At 36.4% G+C, this 23,801-nt stretch carries 27 protein-coding genes; 1 reads left to right on the forward strand and 26 read right to left on the reverse strand.

Features of this window, described 5'->3' with window-relative positions; translation table 11 throughout:
- Nucleotides 1-435: 435 nt before the first annotated feature.
- The 22 genes from DDY94_RS10385 to DDY94_RS10490 all read right to left on the reverse strand — a co-directional run bounded on the left by DDY94_RS10385 (nucleotide 436) and on the right by DDY94_RS10490 (nucleotide 16,511).
- Complete coding sequence (locus DDY94_RS10385) at nucleotides 436-1,740, reverse strand: cryptochrome/photolyase family protein (RefSeq protein WP_111684051.1); 1,305 nt, start codon at nucleotides 1,738-1,740, stop codon at nucleotides 436-438.
- Nucleotides 1,733-2,203, reverse strand: coding sequence for an SRPBCC family protein (locus DDY94_RS10390; RefSeq protein ID WP_111684052.1), 471 nt, complete (start codon nucleotides 2,201-2,203; stop codon nucleotides 1,733-1,735). Before DDY94_RS10390 ends, DDY94_RS10385 begins: the two co-directional genes overlap by 8 nt.
- A 20-nt stretch (nucleotides 2,204-2,223) precedes the next feature.
- Entirely contained in the window at nucleotides 2,224-2,688 is a 465-nt protein-coding gene (locus DDY94_RS10395) for a TspO/MBR family protein (RefSeq protein WP_232817856.1), read from the reverse strand.
- 4 nt (nucleotides 2,689-2,692) lie between these two features.
- Nucleotides 2,693-2,860, reverse strand: coding sequence for a Lacal_2735 family protein (locus tag DDY94_RS10400; RefSeq protein WP_111684054.1), 168 nt, complete (start codon nucleotides 2,858-2,860; stop codon nucleotides 2,693-2,695).
- Between the two features lie 4 nt (nucleotides 2,861-2,864).
- A complete protein-coding gene (locus DDY94_RS10405; protein ID WP_111684055.1) occupies nucleotides 2,865-3,404 on the reverse strand; it encodes a glutathione peroxidase in 540 nt (179 codons plus the stop codon).
- 5 nt (nucleotides 3,405-3,409) lie between these two features.
- Nucleotides 3,410-4,093 (reverse strand): SDR family NAD(P)-dependent oxidoreductase, encoded by a 684-nt coding sequence (locus DDY94_RS10410; protein ID WP_111684056.1) that lies wholly within the window; start codon nucleotides 4,091-4,093, stop codon nucleotides 3,410-3,412.
- Between the two features lie 7 nt (nucleotides 4,094-4,100).
- Nucleotides 4,101-4,328, reverse strand: coding sequence for a hypothetical protein (locus DDY94_RS10415; RefSeq protein ID WP_111684057.1), 228 nt, complete (start codon nucleotides 4,326-4,328; stop codon nucleotides 4,101-4,103).
- Nucleotides 4,329-4,331: 3 nt separating this feature from the next.
- Nucleotides 4,332-5,024: a GTP cyclohydrolase I FolE gene (gene folE, locus DDY94_RS10420; RefSeq protein WP_111684058.1), complete on the reverse strand. Its 693-nt coding sequence runs from the start codon at nucleotides 5,022-5,024 to the stop codon at nucleotides 4,332-4,334.
- A 55-nt stretch (nucleotides 5,025-5,079) separates the two neighbouring features.
- A complete protein-coding gene (locus tag DDY94_RS10425; RefSeq protein WP_111684059.1) occupies nucleotides 5,080-5,352 on the reverse strand; it encodes a TIGR03643 family protein in 273 nt (90 codons plus the stop codon).
- Nucleotides 5,349-5,780, reverse strand: a complete 432-nt coding sequence (locus tag DDY94_RS10430) for a hypothetical protein (RefSeq protein ID WP_111684060.1) — start codon at nucleotides 5,778-5,780, stop codon at nucleotides 5,349-5,351. Before DDY94_RS10430 ends, DDY94_RS10425 begins: the two co-directional genes overlap by 4 nt.
- A gap of 99 nt (nucleotides 5,781-5,879) precedes the next feature.
- A complete protein-coding gene (locus tag DDY94_RS10435; protein ID WP_198658946.1) occupies nucleotides 5,880-7,370 on the reverse strand; it encodes a cryptochrome/deoxyribodipyrimidine photo-lyase family protein in 1,491 nt (496 codons plus the stop codon).
- The gene (locus DDY94_RS10440; protein ID WP_111684062.1) at nucleotides 7,370-8,839 is read right to left on the reverse strand and encodes a cryptochrome/photolyase family protein; all 1,470 of its coding nucleotides are present in this window, start codon (nucleotides 8,837-8,839) and stop codon (nucleotides 7,370-7,372) included. The genes DDY94_RS10435 and DDY94_RS10440 overlap by 1 nt, the downstream gene beginning before the upstream one ends.
- A gap of 4 nt (nucleotides 8,840-8,843) precedes the next feature.
- Entirely contained in the window at nucleotides 8,844-10,148 is a 1,305-nt protein-coding gene (locus DDY94_RS10445; protein WP_111684063.1) for a DASH family cryptochrome, read from the reverse strand.
- A complete protein-coding gene (locus DDY94_RS10450; RefSeq protein ID WP_111684064.1) occupies nucleotides 10,127-10,267 on the reverse strand; it encodes a DUF2256 domain-containing protein in 141 nt (46 codons plus the stop codon). Before DDY94_RS10450 ends, DDY94_RS10445 begins: the two co-directional genes overlap by 22 nt.
- Entirely contained in the window at nucleotides 10,264-11,685 is a 1,422-nt protein-coding gene (locus tag DDY94_RS10455; RefSeq protein ID WP_111684065.1) for an SDR family oxidoreductase, read from the reverse strand. The genes DDY94_RS10450 and DDY94_RS10455 overlap by 4 nt, the downstream gene beginning before the upstream one ends.
- Complete coding sequence (locus tag DDY94_RS10460) at nucleotides 11,685-12,323, reverse strand: flavin reductase family protein (protein ID WP_111684066.1); 639 nt, start codon at nucleotides 12,321-12,323, stop codon at nucleotides 11,685-11,687. Before DDY94_RS10460 ends, DDY94_RS10455 begins: the two co-directional genes overlap by 1 nt.
- The gene (locus tag DDY94_RS10465) at nucleotides 12,323-13,633 is read right to left on the reverse strand and encodes an ABC1 kinase family protein (RefSeq protein ID WP_111684067.1); all 1,311 of its coding nucleotides are present in this window, start codon (nucleotides 13,631-13,633) and stop codon (nucleotides 12,323-12,325) included. The genes DDY94_RS10460 and DDY94_RS10465 overlap by 1 nt, the downstream gene beginning before the upstream one ends.
- Nucleotides 13,634-14,290 (reverse strand): TetR family transcriptional regulator C-terminal domain-containing protein, encoded by a 657-nt coding sequence (locus DDY94_RS10470; protein WP_111684068.1) that lies wholly within the window; start codon nucleotides 14,288-14,290, stop codon nucleotides 13,634-13,636.
- A 100-nt stretch (nucleotides 14,291-14,390) separates the two neighbouring features.
- A complete protein-coding gene (locus DDY94_RS10475) occupies nucleotides 14,391-15,059 on the reverse strand; it encodes an MIP/aquaporin family protein (protein ID WP_198658947.1) in 669 nt (222 codons plus the stop codon).
- Nucleotides 15,056-15,673, reverse strand: a complete 618-nt coding sequence (locus DDY94_RS10480; protein ID WP_111684069.1) for an arsenate-mycothiol transferase ArsC — start codon at nucleotides 15,671-15,673, stop codon at nucleotides 15,056-15,058. The genes DDY94_RS10475 and DDY94_RS10480 overlap by 4 nt, the downstream gene beginning before the upstream one ends.
- 19 nt (nucleotides 15,674-15,692) lie before the next feature.
- The gene (locus DDY94_RS10485; protein WP_111684070.1) at nucleotides 15,693-16,163 is read right to left on the reverse strand and encodes a DUF6428 family protein; all 471 of its coding nucleotides are present in this window, start codon (nucleotides 16,161-16,163) and stop codon (nucleotides 15,693-15,695) included.
- An 18-nt stretch (nucleotides 16,164-16,181) separates the two neighbouring features.
- Nucleotides 16,182-16,511: an ArsR/SmtB family transcription factor gene (locus DDY94_RS10490; RefSeq protein ID WP_111684071.1), complete on the reverse strand. Its 330-nt coding sequence runs from the start codon at nucleotides 16,509-16,511 to the stop codon at nucleotides 16,182-16,184.
- 160 nt (nucleotides 16,512-16,671) lie between these two features.
- On the opposite strand from DDY94_RS10490, the gene DDY94_RS10495 reads away from it, so the two are divergent.
- Nucleotides 16,672-17,520, forward strand: coding sequence for a DUF2911 domain-containing protein (locus DDY94_RS10495; protein ID WP_111684072.1), 849 nt, complete (start codon nucleotides 16,672-16,674; stop codon nucleotides 17,518-17,520).
- Nucleotides 17,521-17,551: 31 nt separating this feature from the next.
- Here the strand turns inward: DDY94_RS10495 and DDY94_RS10500 are convergent, their stop codons facing one another.
- The 4 genes from DDY94_RS10500 to DDY94_RS10515 all read right to left on the reverse strand — a co-directional run bounded on the left by DDY94_RS10500 (nucleotide 17,552) and on the right by DDY94_RS10515 (nucleotide 23,795).
- Nucleotides 17,552-18,547: a Gfo/Idh/MocA family protein gene (locus DDY94_RS10500; protein ID WP_111684073.1), complete on the reverse strand. Its 996-nt coding sequence runs from the start codon at nucleotides 18,545-18,547 to the stop codon at nucleotides 17,552-17,554.
- Entirely contained in the window at nucleotides 18,544-20,370 is a 1,827-nt protein-coding gene (locus DDY94_RS10505; protein WP_111684074.1) for a sodium:solute symporter, read from the reverse strand. Before DDY94_RS10505 ends, DDY94_RS10500 begins: the two co-directional genes overlap by 4 nt.
- Nucleotides 20,371-20,506: 136 nt before the next feature.
- Nucleotides 20,507-23,026, reverse strand: coding sequence for a PIG-L family deacetylase (locus tag DDY94_RS10510; protein WP_111684075.1), 2,520 nt, complete (start codon nucleotides 23,024-23,026; stop codon nucleotides 20,507-20,509).
- An 85-nt stretch (nucleotides 23,027-23,111) separates the two neighbouring features.
- Nucleotides 23,112-23,795, reverse strand: a complete 684-nt coding sequence (locus tag DDY94_RS10515) for a hypothetical protein (RefSeq protein WP_232817857.1) — start codon at nucleotides 23,793-23,795, stop codon at nucleotides 23,112-23,114.
- Nucleotides 23,796-23,801: the final 6 nt, after the last annotated feature.

Raw genomic sequence — 23,801 nt, forward strand, 5'->3', positions numbered from 1 at the left:
AATCAATTTTAAAACTTAAAAAATTACTAAAACAGTTTGAAATGTTAATTCAGAAAAGCCCCGAAAATATCAGGGCTTTTCAATTGTTTATGAATTTATTATTCTAAACAACTATTACATGATTTGTAAGAATAACAATACAAAAATAAAGAATATTCTCATAAATTAAAATTATAAATTATGATAACTTACATATATTCAGCTTAATAAGAAAATAGCTTACACATTTCTATTAATACAATAAAGTAAGAATAAGATTACAATTATAATTAATAATTGTACTAAAAAAAACTCCGACGATGGTCAGAGTCTTTTAAATTGTTTCGTGAAATGGTTATTCAGGATAAGACATTTCATGTCTTATATTTAAGTAACGTTGCTTTTTATACTTTATTGTATAGTCGTTAAAAAATTTAAATAAATTGAATAAAAATGTTAATTTAATGCAGATTTATAAGTTTCAAGACAACGTTCTCTGGCCATTTTATGATCAACCATTTTTTCTGGATAGGTCAATTCCTGAAAATCTGGAACCCATTTTTTAATATACTTTAAGTCTTTGTCGAATTTCTGAATTTGAGAGGTAGGATTAAATATTCTAAAGTAAGGTGCAGCATCAACCCCAGAACCAGCAACCCATTGCCAATTGCCAACATTACTTGCCATTTCATAGTCGTGTAATTTCTCTGCAAAATAGGCCTCGCCCCAGCGCCAATCAATTAATAGATGCTTACACAGAAAACTTCCTACTAACATGCGCACACGATTATGCATAAATCCTGTTTCATTTAATTGACGCATTCCTGCATCAACGAGAGGATAACCTGTTTTTCCTTCACACCATAACTTAAATTCATCCTCGTTATTGCGCCATTCAATACGGTCGTATTTTGATTTAAAGGCTTTATCCTTTGTGTGTGGGAAATGCCATAAAATCTGCATAAAGAATTCGCGCCAGATCAACTCCTGCCAGAAAATTTCATTTTCTTCAGCAATGGCTTTTTCAACCATTCTACGAATACTTACAGTCCCGAATCTGAGATGTGGTCCTAAGCGTGACGTAGCATCTTTTGCAGGGAAATTACGTGTGGCTTCGTACTCTTGTATCAACTCTGGGTTCACTGTATATGGCGTGACTTTTTGCGACGAAGGTTCAAATCCTATGTCGGCTAAACTAAGATTTGGTAAGTCACTGTCGGCTATTAAGTTGCTTAAATGCTTTTCAGAAGGAAAAAAATTGAGATCACTAGATTTAAAAGCTTCCTTCCACTTTCTCATATATGGCGTATAAACGACGTAAGGGTCGCCATCGTTTTTCACAACCTCGTCTTTTTCAAAAATGACTTGGTCTTTATATGTTTGAAAGCCGATGCCTTCAGATTCTAATAATGACCTAATTTCAGTGTCCCTTTCTGTAGCATATGGTTCGTAATCGTGATTGGTAAATACGGTATCAATGTCGTAGTCTTTAATCAAGGATTTATAAACATCGATGGGCTTACCGTGAAACATTGCAATACTACTATCATGGTTTTTTTGAAGTTCGCCACGCATGTCCTGCAGTGTTTCAAAAATAAAGTTGAGGCGTGCATCATCTTTAGGCAGTTTGTCTAGAATTTCAGAATCAAAAATAAAAATAGGCAATACAGGATGTTCATCATTAAGCGCATGAAATAATCCTACGTTGTCATTTAATCTTAGATCTCTTCTAAACCAAAATAAATTTACTTTCTTACTCATTTTTAAGGGTGCCAAACAATTCTTCCAATTTTTTAGTTCTGTAATTAAAGATTTCCTCAAGTTTAGGTTTTACCAAAAATGGGTGAACCATTTGACCTAATATACCTAGAGGGACCTTATAGTCAATGATATCTTCCATTTCTACACCACCTTCAATTTCATTAATAAAGTGCTTGTGGTGCCATAAAGCATAGGGTCCGTAGAGCTGAACATCAACAAAATACTTTTTGGGCTCAACATGGGTAATCTCACTTACCCATTTCGTTTTAATTCCCAATAAAGGCGTTACTTTATACTGAATCACTTGTCCGGCGTAGAGCGGTCTGTCTGCACCAGAAAGTATATCAAAACTCATATAGTCTGGCGTGATGACTTTCAGGTTTCTTGGGTTAGACAAAAACTCCCAGGCTTCGTCAACAGAAATTGGTAAATGTTGCTTTTTATGTAGCGTGTATATTTTCATTTTCAATTAAAATCTAATGTCTAATTGTTAAATACAATGTAGCCATTTAAGGATGTGGCAATGCATAACCATATTAAATAGGGAAGGAGCAAATATTTGGCATATTTCAGGCGGTCGTTTCTAAAGGTAATAAAGAAATAGAAAACCACCAGAAGTAGTAAACTAATTACTACTAGTCCTAATGTGATTTGGTGCTGATTAAAAAACACCCAATTCCATCCTACATTCAACAGTACTTGAAAACCATAAACCAGCCATAGATATTTAGATGAGCGATCATAAAATAACTCTGCTAAATACCAAGAAAAAAAGAGCATTATGGTGGTCCATGCGATTCCAAAAACAGGGCCTGGTGGTGTCCATGGCGCTTTGTTTAAGTTGGAATACCAGTCAGACTCTGGACCGTTATTCATTAATAACATTCCAAGGCCTAATCCCCCGAAATTGATAATTAGAAATACTACAAAGTAAGCCGCTTTGCTCACGGGACTAGTTTTTTAAGGCCTCGATTTTATCTAATACCTTTTGAGCTTCAGAATACTTTTTATCGCTTTCGGCTCTATTGGTAGTTGATAATTTGTGCCAATCGGCCATTAGTTTTTCGTATTGTTTCTGAAGTTTTTCTAACTCCGATGTTTTTTTAAATAACCCAAACATAATTTTAGTCTAAATGTTTTGTAATTCTTGAATTGAAAGGCTTTGTGATAGAATAATAGAAGTCTAAAAATTCCCCATTTTCATCTACCAAATATTTCTGAAAATTCCACTTTACTGAAGAATTTTGTCTACCATTAATGGCCTTAGTTGTTAACCATTCGTACAAAGGATGTTGATTTGGTCCTTTTACATCGATCTTCTCAGTGATTAAAAATGAAACACCGTAATTGATCTCACAAAACTCCTGGATTTCTTCAGAGTTTCCGGGTTCTTGTTTTCCAAATTGATTACAGGGAACGCCTATAACAACGAGATCATTCTTAAATGTTTCGTGTAACTTCTGAAGTTCTTTGTATTGTGGAGTAAAGCCGCATTTTGAGGCGACATTTACAAACAATATTTTCTTTCCTTTAAATTCAGCCAGATCAATAGCTCGCCCTTGTAAACTATTAATTTCTATATCGTATATAGATTTTGAAGGTTTATTGATTACATCATTATCAGTAGCTGAAAGTGTGCTTATAAAGGTTTTAATTGGGTTCATAGGTTTTAAATTTTGAAGCTTACTATACCGCAGTCCATTTCAAATATTTGCCCTGATAATGAAGCTGCCTTTTCAGACAATAAAAATGTAGCCATATCAGCAACCTCTTGAGGTTGAAGGTATTTTTTTAATGGATGACGCTCGTTCATATTTTCGATCATGCGTTCATTGCGTAATAATTTAGACGCCAAATCAGTATCAGTTACTGTTGGTGCAATGGCATTTACTCTAACAGTCGGTGCTAATTCTGCACCAAGCGATTTTGTTAGGCCTTCAACAGCCGATTTGGCTGCAGCTACACTTGCGTGAAACGGCATTCCTAGTTTTGCCGCAACGGTGCTAAATAATACAATTGATGGTGCATTTCCGTTTTTTAAAAGCGGTAAATACTTCTGAATAGTTTTCACGGCTCCAATGACATTGATATTGAAATCGGACTTAAAATCATCAATACTTAAGCGATTAATTGGTTTTAAATTAATGCTTCCCGGACAATAAACAAGTCCGTCTAATTCTTCAACAACTGGAAGTTCATCAGTGAGAACATCGCAATCAAAATGGGTAAGATTTTCATGCGCCTGCTCAGGAGCGGTTCTGCTGATGTTGATTATTTTATGTGAAGAAAGCAAAGAAGAGACGATTGCATTGCCTATGCCTTTGCTTCCTCCAACTACTAGTATAGTTTTCATTATGTTCTTATGCCGCTGTTAACGGTCTGCCTTTTAGGCGTTTTTCAATTTTCTGTTTAATTACTGTAAGACGCTTCATTAAATCCATTAATTTGGCATCTTTCTTTTGCTTATAGACTTCGTTTACACCAAGAATTATTTCTTTAGCTTCTCTAGCTGCTAAAATTCTATCGCTTGTGGTCTTGAACGTGTGCTTTCTGTTTTCAAACTCAACTGCTCTTTCTAAAATATCCATAGCTTAATTATTTAAATAGTTTTGTAATTCTGCAATTTTCTCAGGGGTATTAAATTCTCCACCATAGTATGTTGTCACAGTCGCTGAAGTGTCGTCTTTAACACCTCTCGATGATACACATAAATGTTTCGCGTCAATAATAACAGCAACGTCTTCAGTTTCGAGTACTGTTTTTAGTTCGTTTGCAATTTGATTTGTTAAACGCTCTTGTACTTGAGGGCGTTTCGCATAATACTGTACAATGCGGTTCAGTTTTGATAAGCCAATGACTTTCCCAGACGATTTGTAAGCAATATGCGCTTTTCCAATAATAGGTACAAAGTGATGCTCGCAATTAGAATAGAAAGTAATATTCTTCTCTACTAACATCTGATTGTATTGATACTTATTGTCGAATAAAGCAACCTTTGGCTTGTTCTCTGGATCTAATCCTGAAAATATCTCTTCAACGTACATCTTAGCAACACGATCGGGTGTTCCTTTAAGTGAGTCGTCTGTTAAATCTAAACCTAGTACATCCATTATTTCTGAAAATAAAATAGATATACGCTCTTTTTTTTCTTCATTAGACATATCGAATGCATTTGCCTTCATTGGCGTGTCTAGCGAAGTAAATAGATGGTCATCACCGATCTCTTCTACACTGAATCCGTTGATGTGCTGACCGTTTTTAGCGGAAATTGTTTCTGTATTCATAGAATCTTTTTAATGTGCTGTCTTTAAGTACTCCAGGCTTAAATCAAAGCACGTGTTAACGTTTTGAAATAGAGTTATTTGTTATCGTTCTTTGACGCGAGCATTTAAATCTGCCTTTGTCAAACGTTCTTTTTTTACTGTGTTTTGTTGAGCGTCCTTGCACACGTTTTCTCCACATTCTGAAACTGCTCGGTTTCATTTCTCTTCGCATAAGTTCAATCACTTCTTGCTCTTTCAATCCAAATTGAAAGGTAATGGCTTCGAATGGTGTGCGGTCTTCCCAAGCCATCTCAATTACTCTGTCAATTTCTTCCGTAGTTAGTGTCATATACTCTGGGGCATGCTGTATTGCATATCATATTTCACTTTTTCATCGAGTAGTTTATCAAAAAACTTTTTGTTCTCTTTGAAAGTCTTACTGTTTCTGAAATGAATAAACTTACCTTGTGCATGGATACTCGATCCATTTACTTTATAAATTACCAGTTGGTAGTAAGGAATAATCCATGTAAAGTTTTTCAAACCTTGATTGATCATTACTAATATACCTTTTGGTCGAAGCTCAATATTGGCATAATTAATATCCGACACTTTGTTCATCATGCTTTGCATATTAGGGCTAACTTCATCAACAATCATGCGCTTTGAACCCACTCCATTCATTTTCAATTTCTGTACCAAACTGAAAGGACTGCCAATAAGGTCAGCAATAATTTGCTTGTGCTCAGGATTGTTATGTGTTGTGTTTAATATCATTACGAAGTAAAGATACAAAATGTTTAACCTTTTTTAAATATAGTTAAACAAAGTTTAACACAGAATTAAGAATGTAAGAAAAGTACTTTGTTCGCGGGTTTATTCATTTCTCAACATACGGTTCCTGTCTCTTAAAGTATGTCGTTTAAGAATGCGAAAACTTTCTTCAATAACCTCAGGATCTTTTTTCATATTCCAAAGAATATCGCTTGCTCGTTTTCGATTCTCTTTAATGTCGACAATAGGATGTGGATAGTCAACACCAAGTTTGAAGTTATAAAAAGCCTGTTCCATTTCGGTCATGAGGTAAGGTTCATGTATAAAGGGCGTGTCTAAATGCGCTAATTCTGGTACCCATTTTTTGATAAATATAGCTCCAGGATCGTGTTTAAGACTGTTAGTGGTAGGATTGTAGATTCTAAGATTATTAATACCTGTTTCACCAGCTTGCATTTGAAGTTGTGGAAAATGTATTCCAGGTTCAAAATCGAGAAACTGTTGTGACAAATGTGCAGTTGCAGCTTGCCATGGCTGCCATAGGATATGTGTGAAAAATGAAGCTAGCATTGCTCGCATTCTAAAGTTGACATAACCCGTTTCGATCAAACAGCGCATACTGGCGTCGACCAATGGAAATCCGGTCTGGCCTTCGCGCCAAGCCTTTTGATAATCTTCTGAAATGCTCTTTTTTAACTTATGGTACCCTTTATTCACACTAGCATTTTCCATGGTATGTTCCATTTCAAACTTTTGAATAAAGTGTGCTTGCCAACGTAATCTTGAAATAAAAGCACTAATATGGCGTTTATCGTTGGTGTTTGACTTCACCTCTTGTGCCTTCTGAAAAACCTGACGAATAGATAAGTTTCCCCAAGCAATATAGGGTGAGATTCGGCTACAGCTTGAACGTGATTCTTCAGGCTTAGAAATGTTGAACATATAAACTTCGTGCCGACTTTCTAAAAATGAATTGGCGTATTTCCATCCCGTAGTACTACCGCCTTTTTGAAACTTACTTTCTGAAGGTGTTTCTAAATCCGTTACGGTCAATACGTTTTCCAGGTCTTCAATATCTTCAAGTTGAAGTAACTGTAAATCATTAGGTTGAAAGACTTCAAGGTCTTGATTCATGTAGTCTTCCCAGTTTTCGAACCAATTTTCACGGTTTACCAAGCCTCGTTCAACACCATTGTTTTTACTTTCAGACCACTGAATTAAATTATTTCTACAATAGCGGGTAAATTCTTTATCGCGATTATAAGTTACAAGTAAACCTGTTTCAACATGAGAAAAGATGGTTTCAACCTTGTAAAACTCCTGAATTAAATTGAATGCCGTCTGAATATCACTCGTAACCGTTAGTACCTTCGAGTTATAAGCTTTCAATTGCTCATTAATATCTCGAAGGGATTCTTTAATGAAATTAAAATGGCGTTCACTATAGTGGTTGTCATTGAGAAGTATAAACTCAAAAACATAGAGTAGGAGTGTGCGTCTTTTCGATTTTAGGGCATTCGCAATGGCTTCATTATCCTGAAGTCTTAAATCGCGCTTTAACCAAACAACATTTATAGGTTCTCTATCTGACATTATAAGGATTCTAAAAAGATTTGGGCATTTTTGAAATGCGTTTCTTTGGTGTCTTGTTTCATTTTGTCGAAGGTGCGTATTAGCATACCTAATCGTGGATTACTCAGAAAGAATTCGCGATGCTTGTCCATGAAGGTCCAGAATAATCCGTCCCAGGTCGCTTGCCATTCACCTTTCGAATAATTACTCATTTTCATAATGTAATTACTACTGCTGATATATGGTTTGGTTGACATTAAACCACCGTCTGCGTAAAGACTCATGCCATAAACGTTGGGTACCATAACCCAATCATAGGCGTCAATAAATAGTTCCATGAACCACTTGTATACCTCATCGGGATCGAATTCGCAGAGCACCATAAAATTCCCTAAGATCATGAGACGTTCGATATGATGGGCGTATGCCGTTTTGTTTACCTTTTTGATGACGTCATCTATAGGTTGAATTCCCGTAGTACCGTCATAGAAGGATGATGGGATTTTTCGATTGAAATTCCAGAAGTTCTTTGTGCGTTCTTCTGTGCCTTTTGCTTCATAAACACCTCTTATAAATTCGCGCCAGCCTAATATCTGTCGAACAAAACCTTCAGTAGAGTTCAAGGGCACATCATTACTATTGGCATAGTCGATAGCTTTATCAATTACATCCATGGGATGCAGCAAGCCCACATTAATAAGAGGTGAAAGTATACTGTGGTTTAAAAAATGCTCTTCTTTGACGATGGCATCTTCGTAAGCACCGAATTCATGAAATCTTACCTCAAAGAATTGTTGAAGCCAGTTTTCTGAAGCTTCAAAATCTATTGGGTATAGTGTGAAATCTGTAAGCTCCCCGTAATGCTTGCTGAAATTTTCATTAACATAGTCTTCAGCTTCATTGTGATAGTTCGTCTTATCTGGGAATTGAATACTCGGCGGTGTTTTATCTTTAGGATATTTTTTTCTATTGTCAGAGTCGTAAGTCCATTTACCACCTTCAGGTTCATCAGAAGTCATTAATATGTTTCGGTCTTTACGCTGCTGTTTATAAAATGACGTTTGAAAAAATTTCTTTTTTGTCGGTTTAAAAAACGACTTTAATTCGTCTTTTGAATTGATAAACAAGGCATTCTCATACCATGTAATTTCAATTTGTTTTGAAACCGAGTTGATATGTTTTTGAAGCCAATTATCCGTAGGGTCAATAATATGTAAGTGACCTACACCTTCTGAAATGAGGTGAGGAATTAAGGTTCTAACATCGCATTTATCTGAGGTTGCTTCAATATACTCGACTGTTTTGCCTTGCGATTTTAAATAATCCGCATAGGCTTTCATGGTCGCACGATGAAAAGCGATCTTCTGTTGATGAAATTTATAATGCTTAAAGAATAGAAATTCTTCAACTAAATAGATATCACAATTCAATTCAAGAATTGGGGAATTCTTAAACAACTGATGCGGAAATATAAGTGCTGCTTCTGTCATCCTTTTAAAATAAGCTTGTTTGCAACCACAACCTTCTAAACTTGCCTTGGGTATCGTAACGTTCCGCCTGCAATTCTACATTAAACTTCCGATCCCTCGGATCATTACCCACACCTGCTACATACATCCAATTGCCATAGTTGCTATGTACATCGTAATCGAGTAAAAGCGATTCAAAATAGGAAGCGCCTATTCGCCAATCGAGCTCTAATTCTTTTGCAAAATAAGAGGCCACATTTTGGCGACCGCGATTGCTCATCCAGCCAGTTTCTTTGAGCTCTATCATATTGGCATTCACAAAATCGGAATGTGTTTCGCCATTGATCCATTTTTCAATTTGAATAGCATTGGTGGACCACTCATAATCTTTATTCAGTATACCTGGTAGTTGAAAAATTTGATTCCCGTGTTTTAAAGAAATATACTTGAAGTAATCACGCCAGATCAATTCAAAAATGAGCCAATAGGTCGATTGATTTTTGAAATGTTCACGTTCAAACTGTTTTACCTTCCAATATATAGTTCGAGCTGAAATACTACCATTGGCCAACCATGGTGAGAATTTCGAACTGTAATCTACTCCGACTAAACCATTTCTTGTTTTTTTATAAAAACCTAATTTTTTAGTATTGAAAAAATAATCATCAAGACGCTTTAAGGCTTCTGTTTCACCACCTTTGAACGGAAAAGCGGTATGCGGTAAAACTTCAAAGTCTTCGAAACCTAAATCAGAAAGTGTTGGGATCACCGTGTTGTTCTCAATTCTATTTTCGATGGGTTGAGTCTCTGTCTGAATTTCTTCACGAATAGCGACATATTTTTCAAGCTTCTTTCTAAAAACAGTGAAGACTTGCGGCGTTTGCGCTATCTCGAAGTTGATGTCTTCAGGATGAAATAGAAATTGGCTATAGATTGAATGCCATTCTATAAGCTCGCAACCAGATCTAACGGCATTTTCAATTTCAAGTTCTTCTTGTGTCCATTCTTTTTGAAGATATATATCAGATACTTTGAACTTCTTACATATTTGAGGAATAACCTGTTCCGGTAAATCATGATAAACCAATAGATCAATATTCAATTTCTCTAATTGATCTTTTAAATCATGAATGGTCTCTATCAAGAACTTGGCTCTGTATTTCTCGGTTTTCTTAAACCCATATTTATTGGTCTCAAACTGTCTTGGATCAAAGCAATACGCAGCAATAACCTTATCGCTATTGTTTACTGCGGCCGCTAAGACCGCATTATCGACGGTTCTTAGATCATTTCTAAACCAAACTAAATTTATTTTTTCTGTCTTCTGCATTTTTCACTACAATATTTTACATTCTCCCAATCTTTTGCCCATTTCTTACGCCACGTGAATGGACGTCCACATACCAGACAAATTTTTTCTGGTAAATGCTGTTTTTTAACACCTCTCATTTGGGTTCTACTAAGGCATTTATCATCCCTTTAAAAACAAAGGCATGGAAAGGCAAAACCATATACCAATACAGGCGACCCCAAACGCCTTTGGGTCTAAAAACGGCGCGTTGGTAGAGTTTGTCTTTTACAATTTTGAACTCTAACCAAGCTTCTCCTGGCAATTTCATCTCCGCAAAAAGTAGAAGGCGCTTTTCCTTTTTATCGGCGAACAATACGCGCCAAAAGTCTAATGGATCGCCAGGTTCTAAATAAGTATCGTGTGTTCTTCCTCTGCGCAGACCTACACCACCAAACAATTTGTCTACATAGCCTCGAAGTTTCCATAATCCATTAAAACTGTACCAACCATTGCGTCCTCCAATACTCCAAATCTTATCCATGGTGAACTGCTCGTCTTGAACTTTTCTAGATCGCACGTCCTTGAAACAACCAAATTGTGGTAATTCGATATGTTTTGACAATTGATCTTTAAAAACACCACTGCTTACCGCATCTTTCCAACTTGAAATCACGGAATTCTGTTGTATCTTCTGAAACGCAAGATCAACGGCTGTTTTGTAAGCCATAGGTTGAATATCAATGATTGAATTGATATTACTAGGTTTACCGATAACTTCAACTTTCATGCTATCTACCAAAGCCTGTGCGAGCTGAAAGGAAGTCGACGTCACAAAATATAACCAGTATGAAGACAACTTTGGGGTTAGTACTGGTAAAGTATAAATGTACCTACGAAGACCTCGTACTTCCGCAAATTGTAATAGCATATCTTTATACGTCAGAACCTCTGGACCAAAGATGTCGAAAGATTTATTATAAAGTTCTTCCCTGCCAATGGCTCCCGCCAAATAGGTGAGTACATCTCTAATGCCGATAGGTTGCGATTTGGTGTTCAACCATTTTGGCGTGATCATAACTGGAAGTTTCTCAACGATATCCCTTATAATTTCGAAAGATGCACTGCCACTACCTACAATTATTCCTGCTCTAAATGTCGTAAGCGCATAATGATCAGATATCAACGTTTTTTCTACCTGAAGTCTCGATTTCAAGTGTTTAGATAAGGAATCATCATTAACGATACCACTTAAATAGATCACCTGTTTGCAGTTCGTCTTAGAAACCAGAGATTTAAAATTTGAAGCACATTTGAGTTCTAGTTCCTCAAAATCTTCAGATTGCGTAGCCATAGAGTGAATGAGATAATAGGCAGCATCAATGTCCTTCGGAATTTGATTTTCTTCAGGTTTTAAAAAATCAATTTTGATAAATGTGCAAAGTGGATGTTCCTCGATCTCATCGGGAATACGATTCATATCACGGACGCAACAAATAAGCTCGTGCTTAGCTTCTAGAAGCTGAAGCGCCAGTCGTTTGGCAATGTAGCCTGTTGTGCCTGTTATTAGAATACGCATTAGTCATCTGTTTTTTCAGCTATAGCTTTTGGTCTTTGGTATTCTAATCGGATTTTTAACTCGGGCACTGCATAACCATCCAAACCATTGATAGTGGCAACTTTACCCTTAGATAAATTAATAAAGCCATCTTTTTCTAACAATTCATCTGGCACATACAAATTAGTGATTCTTCCGATCAATAAAATAGTGTTGTTAGCTTTTATTGGATATTCCTCAACATATTCCATAGCCATTTGAATTGGGCATCCTTTCACGAAAGGAGCCACAAAACCGTCTTTATATTCTTCTTCTAGTTGCGTAACATCGAATTCTGAGATTGAAGGATCATACTTCGCTGAGGTATGGTGAGCGTCTTCTAAAATATCTTGGTGAATATGATTTAAAGTATACTTACCTGTTTTTTTAATGTTGTCGTAGGTATTTCTAATCACCGTAGTCGGTCTTAAAAAAAAACCTAATAACCCTGGATTGGATCCTAAATGCGTAACCGAACTGAAAACGGCCACATTGCTGACGCCTGCTTCATCTTTAGTACCAATGAGGTTTGCCGATTTATACCCAGAGCAACTGTTAATCAAGTTGATGCGATACAAATGGTGCATCTTCTTAATATCATCTAAAGTGAACTGTGCCATTACAGGTTTATAAAATTATTGATCTTAATATTTTCTGCTTTCAAATCGAACATAAGGTTGTATAATCCAAAAAATGTTCGGTTTATATAAATAAAATGTTTAGAGCCGCGATTACCATTCATGTTTCTGAGTTCTGTACTCTTTGAATACTTTTGTCCCATTTCTGCTACCTGATTGAAAAATTCAGGATCAGAAAAATTAAATACTTCATTGTGGAACGGCTGCGTGAAGAGGCTTAGTAGCTCATAAAACATAGCACTAAAGAACTCAATCTCTTCTTTTGAATCATCTTGCCTAAGAATTTCCAATTCATACATCTTCGCCTCAAAAATTTCAGGATTTTCAATACTTTCCTTTTTGGCAAGCTCGAAGTAGGGCGTATAAAATTCGTCTGGAATTGATTTCATACAACCAAAATCTAAGGCAATCAAATTTCCATCTTCAGAAATCAAGAAATTCCCTGGGTGCGGATCTGCATGGACCTTTTTCAATTTGTGAATTTGATACATGTAAAAATCCCATAAAGCTTGACCTAATTTATTCGATAATTCTTGGTCCGTATTATGCGCAACAAATTCTGAAAGATGTTCACCTTTCATGTAGTCCATTGTAATTATACGTTCCGAAGAATACTCCTCGTAATAGTTTGGAAACTTCAAATTCGGAATGTGCTCACAAGCTTCAACAACCGCTTTACTTTGTTCTATTTCCAAGAGATAATTGGTTTCTTCAACCAGCTTATCTTCAACTTCTTTAAAGTATTTATCAGAGTCTTTTCCCTTGATATTAAACATTTTTACAGCTACTGGCTTTACCAGCGCTAAATCAGAAGCGATACTCTCCGCAACTCCAGGATATTGGATTTTCACAGCAAATTTTTTCCCATTCTTATCTGCGATATGGACTTGTCCAATGCTCGCAGCATTGACTGAAGTTGCGTTGAAAGTATCAAACAGTTCATTGGGATGTTTCCCAAAATATTTTTTAAATGTTTTAATCACCAAAGGTGGTGATAAGGGAGGTACTGAAAATTGTGACAACGAAAATTTTTCAACATAAGCTTTCGGTAAAATGCTTTTTTCCATACTCAGCATTTGCGCAACCTTTAGGGCACTGCCCTTAAGCTTTTTTAGGCTATCGTATATATCTTCTGCGTTATTTTGATTGAGGCGTTCTTTGGCTTCTTCTTTTGAATTGACCATTTTATCGCCATAGTACTTCAAATAGTTAACACCAACTTTAGCTCCAGTTGTAACCAGTTTTGAGGCACGTGATATTTTGGTTATTGGTATGCTGTCTATGGTCTTCATTTAATTCATTTGAATTTTTTCTTTATACAAGAATTTTCCGAGGTCAATTATACTTTTAAGTGGTGTAACATCAATAAGATCGAAACTAGCCTTCACCGATTTTTCTATAAACAAATCAGTTTTTTCGAAGGAAGGTGAGGTGTCATCTATCCAGAATCTAATTGTGGTAAGTAATTGCAACCAAGCGGTCTCTTTCAGGCTTCTTTTTTGAATTCGTACCAGTTGTTCCTGCTTAAGATCTATCGTTTTTATATTGAGGTGCTCTATGTAATTAACAAACCTCTTCTTTAGATGCACTAATGTTCTCATGGACTTTAAAGACGATTTATGACTTTCTAATGCATAAATCACGTAACTACGATTTGCAGTTAAAATTTCAAAGAAGGTGAAATAAAAGCTCAGAAGCTTATTCTTTGGGTCGAAATTGATGTAATCTTCACTCTTCTCTAGGACCTCATGGGCATTGTCAAAAAATATTTTGAAGATTGACTGTTCGAGTGAATCAAACGAAGCAAAGAATTCGTAAAAACGTTGTTCTTCAAAATTATTATCCTTTGCGAAGGCGTATACAGATTTCGGATTTTCATTATGAGATAAAACATATTCCATGTAATATCCAATGATGTCTTCTTGTGTGATCGATTTTTTCTTAGCCATGTTACTAGTTTTACAGTGCTAAGATACGAATTGTTTAACGAATGAGAATAAAGGTTAAACAAAATTTAACAAGAACATAAAAATTCAGGCTGATTAAGACTTAACAGTCCTCATTACAGCATTGGTCATCTTTCACCAATTTACAGCTGATAACTGCTAGTATTGCCCCAATAACAGGAGCTGAAAGATATAGCCATAAATGCTGAAGATTGCCTGAAATTACAGCTGGCGCTAGCGATCGTGCAGGGTTCATTGAGGCCTTAGTCATTGGACCAGCAAACATGGCTTCTAATAAGATTACAGCACCAACGGCAATGGCCGCCATAGTACCGATTTCCTTGCTTCCTGTAGAGACGTTAATAATCACAACCATTAAGAAGAATGTGAGTAATAATTCAAGTATGAATGCTTTATAAGGCTCGAAACCATCTGCCGGATAGGTATGCCCAAAACTCTGACTTTCAGGAAAAAGTACCCACAGAATGGTTATAGCTAAAAAAGCACCAAGTATTTGAAATATTATGTACATCGGGACATCTTTCCAACTAAAGCGTTTCGCGAAAGCAAATCCAATGGTCACAGCCGGATTGAAATGCGCTCCTGAAATCTCTCCAAAGGCATAGATCATGGCCATCACAATTAAGCCCCAGGTTATGGCAATTCCAACATGAGTGACTGCTCCTCCTGTAATTTCATTAACGGTCATTGCGCCACAACCACAAAAGACCATTGAAAAAGTTCCGACTAATTCTGCAATAAGTTTTTTCACGACGTTTTTAAGTTTGAAAAGACGTACTTTAATTCAGTGGCGATTTGAAGGCTTCGTTCTTTATATTTTTCAGCTTGTTGAGGCGTTCCGTCATAGGCCTTTGGGTCTTCGAATGTTATTGGAATACGTGCATCAGCTCCAGGAACATACGGGCAAGCTTCATTGGCCGAATTGCAGGTCATGATCGCTGCAAATTCTGAAGAAGGATTAAATGATGCGTCGAAGGTTTTGGAGAATCCGATAATAGGATGAAATACATCCGAATATTTAATACTATATATAGGATTGTCTTCATTTGAAAGTTTTTCAATTTCAAAACCTGAAGAATTTAAGGCTTCCGCTGCAGAAGGGAATAGGGCAGTAGCTTCTGTTCCTCCCGAATATGTGAAGACATTTTTGATACCAAAATAATGCGCTAAGCATTGTGCCCAAACTTGCGACAAATGACTTCGGCGTGAGTTATGGGTGCAAATAAAATTGAGATTGATTATGTCATTTTTAGTGATCTTTTGTTGTATGTAATCAATAAGATCTTGAAGAATAATTTTTCGATTTTCATCTATTGAATTAATATTTAAATTATTGATTTCATGATTAATAGAATCATATATCATAAGTAAAGATTTAAGTATATTAACAACATCCTGAATTTGGTTCGCAGCAGGCTGATATTTTTTGCAAGTCTGATAATTTTACTCTAGGTTTCTCTTTTGGAATACCGCAATTATCCTTAGCAAGACAATCGGTTTGTTTGCTTGTGAGTAGGAAGTTAGAGCCGTCAAAATCGAGGTTATATTTACCAATAGTATCTCCTTGATATTCGACTTCAATCTCCAAGTCTTCAATATTTAAAACTTCTTCAGAAAGCGCAATGATCTTAATCAATTTTTCTGGATGTAGTCTGTGGTCATAATCATTCGCTTCCCATAGCTGGAAATTTACTACTTCTTCATGTCTAACAGTTCCGCCACAGTCAATAAAATCTTTCGTCACCTTACCAACTTCAGTAACGTGAAAATGTCGAGGTACTAAATTTCCGTTTGGTAGTTGGAATGCAATGGTTTCCAACGATTTGAGTTTTTCTTTTATTTCAGATAATTTCATGTTTAAATAGTTTTCTAATTAACAACAGTTGTTAGAGTTAATATCTTGATCAAAAAAGGTAGTTAACAATAATTTCATTTCTTTCCACTTAGTTTGATCAATACAATAGCAAACGCTGGTTCCTTCTATATTTCCCTTTATTAAGCCTAAATTTTTAAGTTCTTTTAGATGTTGCGATATGGTGGCTTGCGCTAAACCAATTTCATCAACAAGGTCGCCACAAATACAAGTATTAGACTTGAAAAGATGGTGTAAGATCGCCACTCTAGCTGGGTGTGCGAAGGCCTTCGCTAGTCTGGCAATCTCATTTTGAGCATCAGTGAAAATTTCGGTTTTAGTAAGTCCCATTTCTTCTTTTATTTATATATTGCAATATTACGATTAATAAATGATTAATTCTTCCTTTTTAGTTAATTTTTTCAATTGTCTTTTAAGTATTCCTTAACATACATCCTTTACTTATGTTGTAATTTTATGGCAGTTTAACAAAACTTAACACTAAACAAAAATGAAGAAATTAGTATGCTTCGCATTTGCATTAACATTAATGTTCTCAATTGAAGCGCAAATCGAAACCCCACAACCTAGTCCTTTTACAAAAATTGAACAGAAAGTTGGATTAACTGATGTTACCTTAGAATACTCACGCCCTAGTATGAAAGGAAGAAAGATATTTGGTGATCTCGTGCCTTACGGTAAAATGTGGAGAGCCGGTGCTAACAAGAATACCATGGTTACATTTAGTGACGATGTTATGATTGGTGATAATAAGTTAAAAGCTGGTTCTTATTCCATTTTTATCGTGCCTAATGAATCGTCATGGAATGTTTATTTCTATACAGATACAGAAAACTGGGGTACACCAGCAGAATGGGATGATAACAAAGTGGCAGCTAAAGTAACAGCAGAGACTTATAAAATGCCTATGAATGTGGAAACATGGACGATCGGTATTGATGATCTTACTAATAAATCAGCGAGTATTGGGTTTATTTGGGAAAACACCTATGCTGCTGTAACCTTTGAAGTTCCGACGGATACTAAGGTAACTGCGTCTATAGACCAAGTGATGTCTGGGCCATCTGCAAACGACTATTACGCAGCAGCAGTTTACAAGCTTTCCGAAGGAAAAGATCTTAAAATGGCAATGGAATGGATTGATAAAGCTGTTGATATGACTAGCGATCAACCTCGTTTTTGGTATTTAAGACAGCAATCATTAATTCATGCTGCTAATGGTGATAAAAAAGGAGCTATTGCTGCAGCAAAAAAGTCTCTCGAAGGTGCTAAAGCAGCTAAAAATGAAGACTATGTCAAAATGAATACAGATTCTCTAAAAGAATGGGGAGCGATGTAAAAGTTCTCAACTAATAAAATTGAAGCGCAACTTACTCGGTTGCGCTTTTTTTGTGATAATCTAATCCGATAATGCCTCTTATTCTATCTAAAGTCGCGATGAGCGCTCTACTTCTCTCGAATGACATGATCTCACTTTCCTTTTTCTGTTGACGAATTAGTTGGTTGAAATGGGCAATTTCGTAACTGTAGCCGATAGATTTATAATCGAATGTTTTTAGCTCCTTATTACCGTATTGATCGATAAGCACTACTGTTGTTGGCTCATGAAAACGACCATTAATTTTAATTATTCCCTTTTCACAATAAAATATGGCCTCGGTTTTGGTCTCTTCTAGTAAAGTACTTTTGAGGTATGCTTCTGAATTGTTATAACTAAAGATCATTTCGCAATCAGCATCAGCTCCATTAGGAAAATATTTTGCCTTGGCCTCGATGGTATCTGGTAAGCCTAAAGTAGAAAGCGCAGCAAAAATAGGGTAGATGCCAATGTCCATAAGGCTTCCGCCGCCAACTGACTTGTCAAAAACCCTTGAGGTTTCATCATAAACTGGATTGAAACCAAAATCAGCTTCAAGTTTCAAAATGGTTCCAAAATGATTCGATTTCAAAAGTTTTTCAACATAATTGAAATGTGGTAAAAAAGCTGTCCACATGGCTTCCATCAACAAAGTATTATGATCTTTTGCCGTTTGAATCATCTCATTGACCTCCTGAAGATTTAGTGCAAAAGGTTTTTCGCAGAGAACAGGAATATTTTGTTTCAAACAAAGTAATGTGTGTGGATGATGATAACTGTGTGGTGTAGCAATGTATATAGCATCAACACGTGAGTCGTTAGCTAATTCTTTATAACTACCATATGCTACCGTTGCATTGTTTTCTGAAGCGAATTTTTCTGCCTTAGATAAACTACGAGAAGCCACACCATAAAGTTCAGTGTTACTCACTGTTTTTAGGTCTTCGGCAAATTTTTTGGCAATTTTTCCAGCTCCGATAATTCCCCATCGGATCGTTCTTAAACTCATGACTTAGCCGTTTTTGGCGTAGTTGCTTGTATTATATGTGCAATAACAATTACAATAACACAGCCAATTAGATTTAGCCATAAATAAGGTAGGTTAATAAGATCGGCATTATCTAGGAAATATAACCCTATGATACATACCTGAGTAATTAACGCCCCTATAAAAACGGCATTTCCTCTTATGTACTTAAAGAAAAAAGCAAGCAAGAATATGCCTAAAACATTACCATAAAATATAGAACCAATAATATTTACCAATTGTATTAAGTTCTCGGCAAGATTTGCAAAGCAGGCGATAATAATGGCTATAACTCCCCATCCTAAGGTAAACCATTTGGTAACGTTAACCATGTGCATATCACCTTTATCTTCTTTTAGGTTTCTACCATAAAGATCAATGGAGGTGATAGTTGCCAAGGCATTAATTTCTGAGGCTGTTGAAGACATAGCAGCAGATAATATTACGGCCAAGAGCAGACCAATCAATCCTTTAGGAAGATGATTCAGGATAAAACGAATAAACATGTAATCTCTGTCGTTTGTTTGAGTATCCTTAGCTGCATCATTATAGAGCGTTTTTAAAGCGTTTGATTTTTCCTTGTAGGTTGCGCTCTCAGAATTAGATTTTAATTCATCAACTTCAGTTTGCAGTTTATTATAAGCCTCTCGATATTCAGGATCGATCGCATTTTTAATTAGAAATTTAGATTCGGAGCGGTAAGTTTTTTCTAGACTATCAATAGTGGCCAGTTCAGCTCTTAAATCATCACTTTTATTTTTCGCGTAAGCCAAACTTAAACGTTGCTTTATATCAAATAGTTCGGCTTGTTTAGTTTGAAGTATTTTATACTCATTGCCATATTCTGATGCTAAAACAGTCTGAGTTGACGCATCGATGAAGTTTAGAGGAGCTGGATTGAATTGATAAAAAACAAAAACCATAACGCCAACTAGGAGTATGAAAAATTGCATCGGGACTTTAAGTAAACCGTTGAATAGCAATCCCATTTGCATTTCTTTCATCGATTTCCCAGAGAGATAACGTTGTACTTGACTTTGGTCCGTTCCGAAATACGATAGCATTAAGAAGGTTCCACCTATGAGCCCTGTCCAAACGGTATATCTATTTTCAAGGTCGAATGAGAAATCTAGCACCTCCATTTTACCGGTAGCGCCAGCAATATCAATGGCATCAGTAAATGAAACTTCGTCTGGGATGAGTCCAATTATAATCACTAAAGCAGCGATCATTCCAGCAAAAATGACAAACATCTGCTGTTTTTGAGTAACCGTAACCGCTTTTGTACCGCCTGAAACCGTGTATATAATCACCAATACTCCAATAATGATATTTAGAGTTATAATATTCCAACCGAGTACGACAGACAGAATAATCGCAGGCGCAAAAATTGTTATTCCGGCCGCTAATCCGCGTTGAATTAAAAATAAAATTGCTGTAAGCGTTCTTGTTTTTAAGTCGAATCGATTTTCTAAAAATTCATATGCTGTGTATACTTTCAAGCGATGATATAATGGAATAAATACCATGCAAATAATCACCATAGCGATTGGAAGTCCGAAGTAAAACTGAACAAATCCCATTCCGTCCGAAAAGGCTTGTCCGGTGGTAGATAAAAATGTAATGGCACTGGCTTGCGTTGCCATAACAGACAAGCCAATGGTCCACCATTTTGTGGAATTCCCACCGCGTACGTACTCCTGAACGTTTTTACTGCCTCTTGTTTTCCAGGTGCCATATCCAACGATAGTGGCTAAAGTGGCAATTAAGACCGCCCAGTCTATCCAATCTAAAGTTTGTGGCATAGGCTTAAGCGAATGATGCAGTTATAAAGTAAAATAGAACGATATATAGTGCGTTTGCAATTAGAACTACGGTGTACATCTTGTCCCATTTTTGTTTTTGTTGAGGTTGATCTTGGTTGTGCATATTAATCAGTTGTTAGTTTTTAAGGGTTGTTGGCTCTTCCTTTCCAGCGGAAAGAAGATTAGCAAATAGGCGGTAAGCACCTGAAACACCTGCTGGAAATTCTCTAAAAAAGCTTAAGCCCGTGTAAATGTAATTTCCTTTGCCGTATTTGGCCACTAATAAGCTTCCTTGTTTCGAGCTTTCGCCTTTATCATTCATTGCTAATAAAGGTGTAAATTCATCCGACCATTGATTTGGAAAGTATAGACCACGTTCCTGAACCCAGCCTTCAAAATCACTTGCCGTGATCTTATTGGGGAAGTTCAAGAGTGGATGATCATTATTTATAATGCGTACTTCAGCATTTTCATCAGTTACACGATCTCTTGATAATTGTAATGGGTAAGGAGCAATATTATCAGTCTTTACGCGTCTACTGGTATTATATTGAACGATAAGATTCCCGCCTTCATTTACATAATCAAGTAAGAATTTCTGTTTGAATTTTAATTCATCCAAAATATTGTAAGCTCTAATTCCTACAACTATGGCATCGAAATTCACTAGGTTTTCAGCTGAGATCTGTTCAGGTTTTATAATAGTAACGTTATAACCGATCTGGCGTAAACTCTCAGGTACAACATCTCCCGCTCCTTCAATATAACCAATATTATTGCCCCGCTTTTTAATATCTAATCGAACGACTTTACTCACACTTGGCATTAGAACGGTTTGATATGGGATATGCGCATAGTCAATTTCGATAAGTTCATCGGTATAATACTCATCATTGATATTCACAATGGGTGTTATTAAGCCTTCACTCTGACCTTTTGGCGGGATAACCGTAAAAACAACTTTCTGGATGTCGCCTTTATTGGCGATTTCAATTTTTTGTTTTGCTGGATATATATTCCAGTCATTCGGATAGGCCATTTTCACATAGCCTTCAATTGCATCGCGACCAGCCTTTACCGTAATTTCAATTTCTTTTTGCTGATCAGTTTCAAAAATAAAAACCTTATCACTGATGCTTGCTGAAACTTCCGGAATTATTTCAAATGGTCTGTATAACTCTCCTTTGTCAGGTTGCGAGTAGCGATATACAACAGGTTTTGTGATGGTTATCGGCGTGCCGTTAATATTCAAATTGAAATCTACATGAACAGCCCTTGGCGTTTCAGGTAAGCCTATTAGTTCCTGTTCTTCAACATGATACATGCCCAAGGTACTCTTTTTATTTAGCCAATAAGGAGCGGTATATGCAATATCCTTTGGAATGGTGATGCCTTCTTCAAAATTTAGTCTTTGGTTTTCTGGCATATCCATGTTTTTTGTAATGCCATTCGATAAAGATGAAAGCTTGTAGGATACCAAATTTATATTGGTGTTGCTTCGGTTCAATGCTTCTATTCTCAAACTAATGGTTGAGTTTGGCGATGTATGAGGTGTGCTCGCCGAGACTTCTAGATATAAACCTGCACAAGCTTCAATAATTGCTTTTAATTCCTTTGTTTTTAATGCTTTCCAGTGCTCATTCTCAACATTCTGAAGAAGTTTATAGGCTTCTAGTAACTGCGGTAAATGAGATGATGGACTTACAAAATTGAAGTTCTTTTCAACTTCAGTTAATATAGCGCCAATGGCACTACCGCCTTTAATTCTATTCCAAGAGGTATCAATTCCTGCAAAGACGTCATTGCTGCCATCAAGGGGTTCACCTTTTAGAAATTCTATATACTCCTCTTGAGAGCCACGTGTAGAAAGACGACCAAAACCTTGACAAAGATGTTGACTGCTCGCCAGAGAAGCTACTTCGTTATTAGACATGCCTTTTGAAGGATAATAAACCCCTATATCAAAATTGATCATATTGCTTTTATCCGCTTTTTCAAAATTTTCACGACTCCCATAAAACCACCACGAGGTGTTAAAAAACAGGCGTTTAGGTTGCCATGTTTCCGTAAGGTTGAGTTGTGATGCGTATTTTGAAGGATCATTAGCTAAATCAAAAGCTTCCATGCTCAGCATAGCAGATGCGGTATGATGACCATGTGTCGTTCCTGGAGATCTATGATCGAATCGATTGATTATAACATCTGGTTTGAATTCTCTTATGGCCCATACAACGTCTGCGAGAACATCATCTTTATTCCAAATTTCCAAGGTCTCATCTGGGTGTTTTGAATATCCGAAGTCATTGGCTCTGGTAAATCTTTGTTCGCCACCATCGACACCTCTTGCCGCGAGAAGTTCTTGAGTTCGTATTACACCGAGTAATTCTCGGATTTCAGGTCCGATGAGGTTTTGTCCACCATCACCTCGGGTTAAAGACAGATATGCGGTACGTGCTTTAACCTGATTAGACATGTACGCAATTAGTCTGGTATTCTCATCATCTGGATGAGCAGCGACATATAAAACCGAACCTAAAACATTAAGTTTTTGAACCGCTTCGTATATTTCTGATGAACTAAATTTTTTAGGCTCTTGAGCTTGAAGAGTAACCAAGCTACCTAAAACAATACATAGGTATAGTTTAAAATGGCGCATGTGCTTATTAGTTAGTTGCTTGTCAAATATATAAAAGTAACTAGCTCATGACTTTGCTTTTAGGTTTTGTTTAACGGTTTAAATTCTATGATTCAGAACCGTTTGGACGCTCTAATTCGTGTAGTTCTTTCTGAGTAAATTTTCTGAATGAGAACTTATATCCTTCATAAGCAGCTATGGCATAGAAAAACAGATCCATAGGGCGCGCCGTTTCTTTTAAAATTTCAAACGTGTATGAAAAGTCAAAATTAATAAAGGTTTCAAAAAACCCTTGATCGAACTCAATCGCAACAAAGCCGATAATACTCAATAGATTTCCAAAGATACAGCTGACTAATGCAATAATAGCTCCACTAATTCCAAATATCTGGTCGATTCCCTTTCCGAAGAATCGCATTCCAAATCCAACAGCGGCGCCTATAGCAATTGCAACAATTCCGATCTGCCAACCGGTAGCTACGGTTATTGCAGCCCAGCCAAAACCTGCTAGGACACCTATAAAAATTCCGGCAAATATGGCGGCTGGTAGGTTTTGTTCTGATTTCAGTTTTTCTAAAGTAGCGTCAGAAACTCTTGAAGTAATTTCATCTCGAACCATTTCGACTTCGTCATCCATGGCCACAATTGCTTTTTCATCTTTTTGGTAGGAAGGACATTCGTCTTCAAAATCAGCGATCCTGCCTGTTAGTTGGCATAAGAGTCCGGCTTTTAAGTCCATTTTTCTGTTAACACATGTTTTACAGAATTTGAGGTGTTCTTGTCTTGTCATATTATT

The sequence above is a fragment of the Winogradskyella tangerina genome (assembly GCF_003260205.1).
GTDB lineage: Bacteria > Bacteroidota > Bacteroidia > Flavobacteriales > Flavobacteriaceae > Winogradskyella > Winogradskyella tangerina.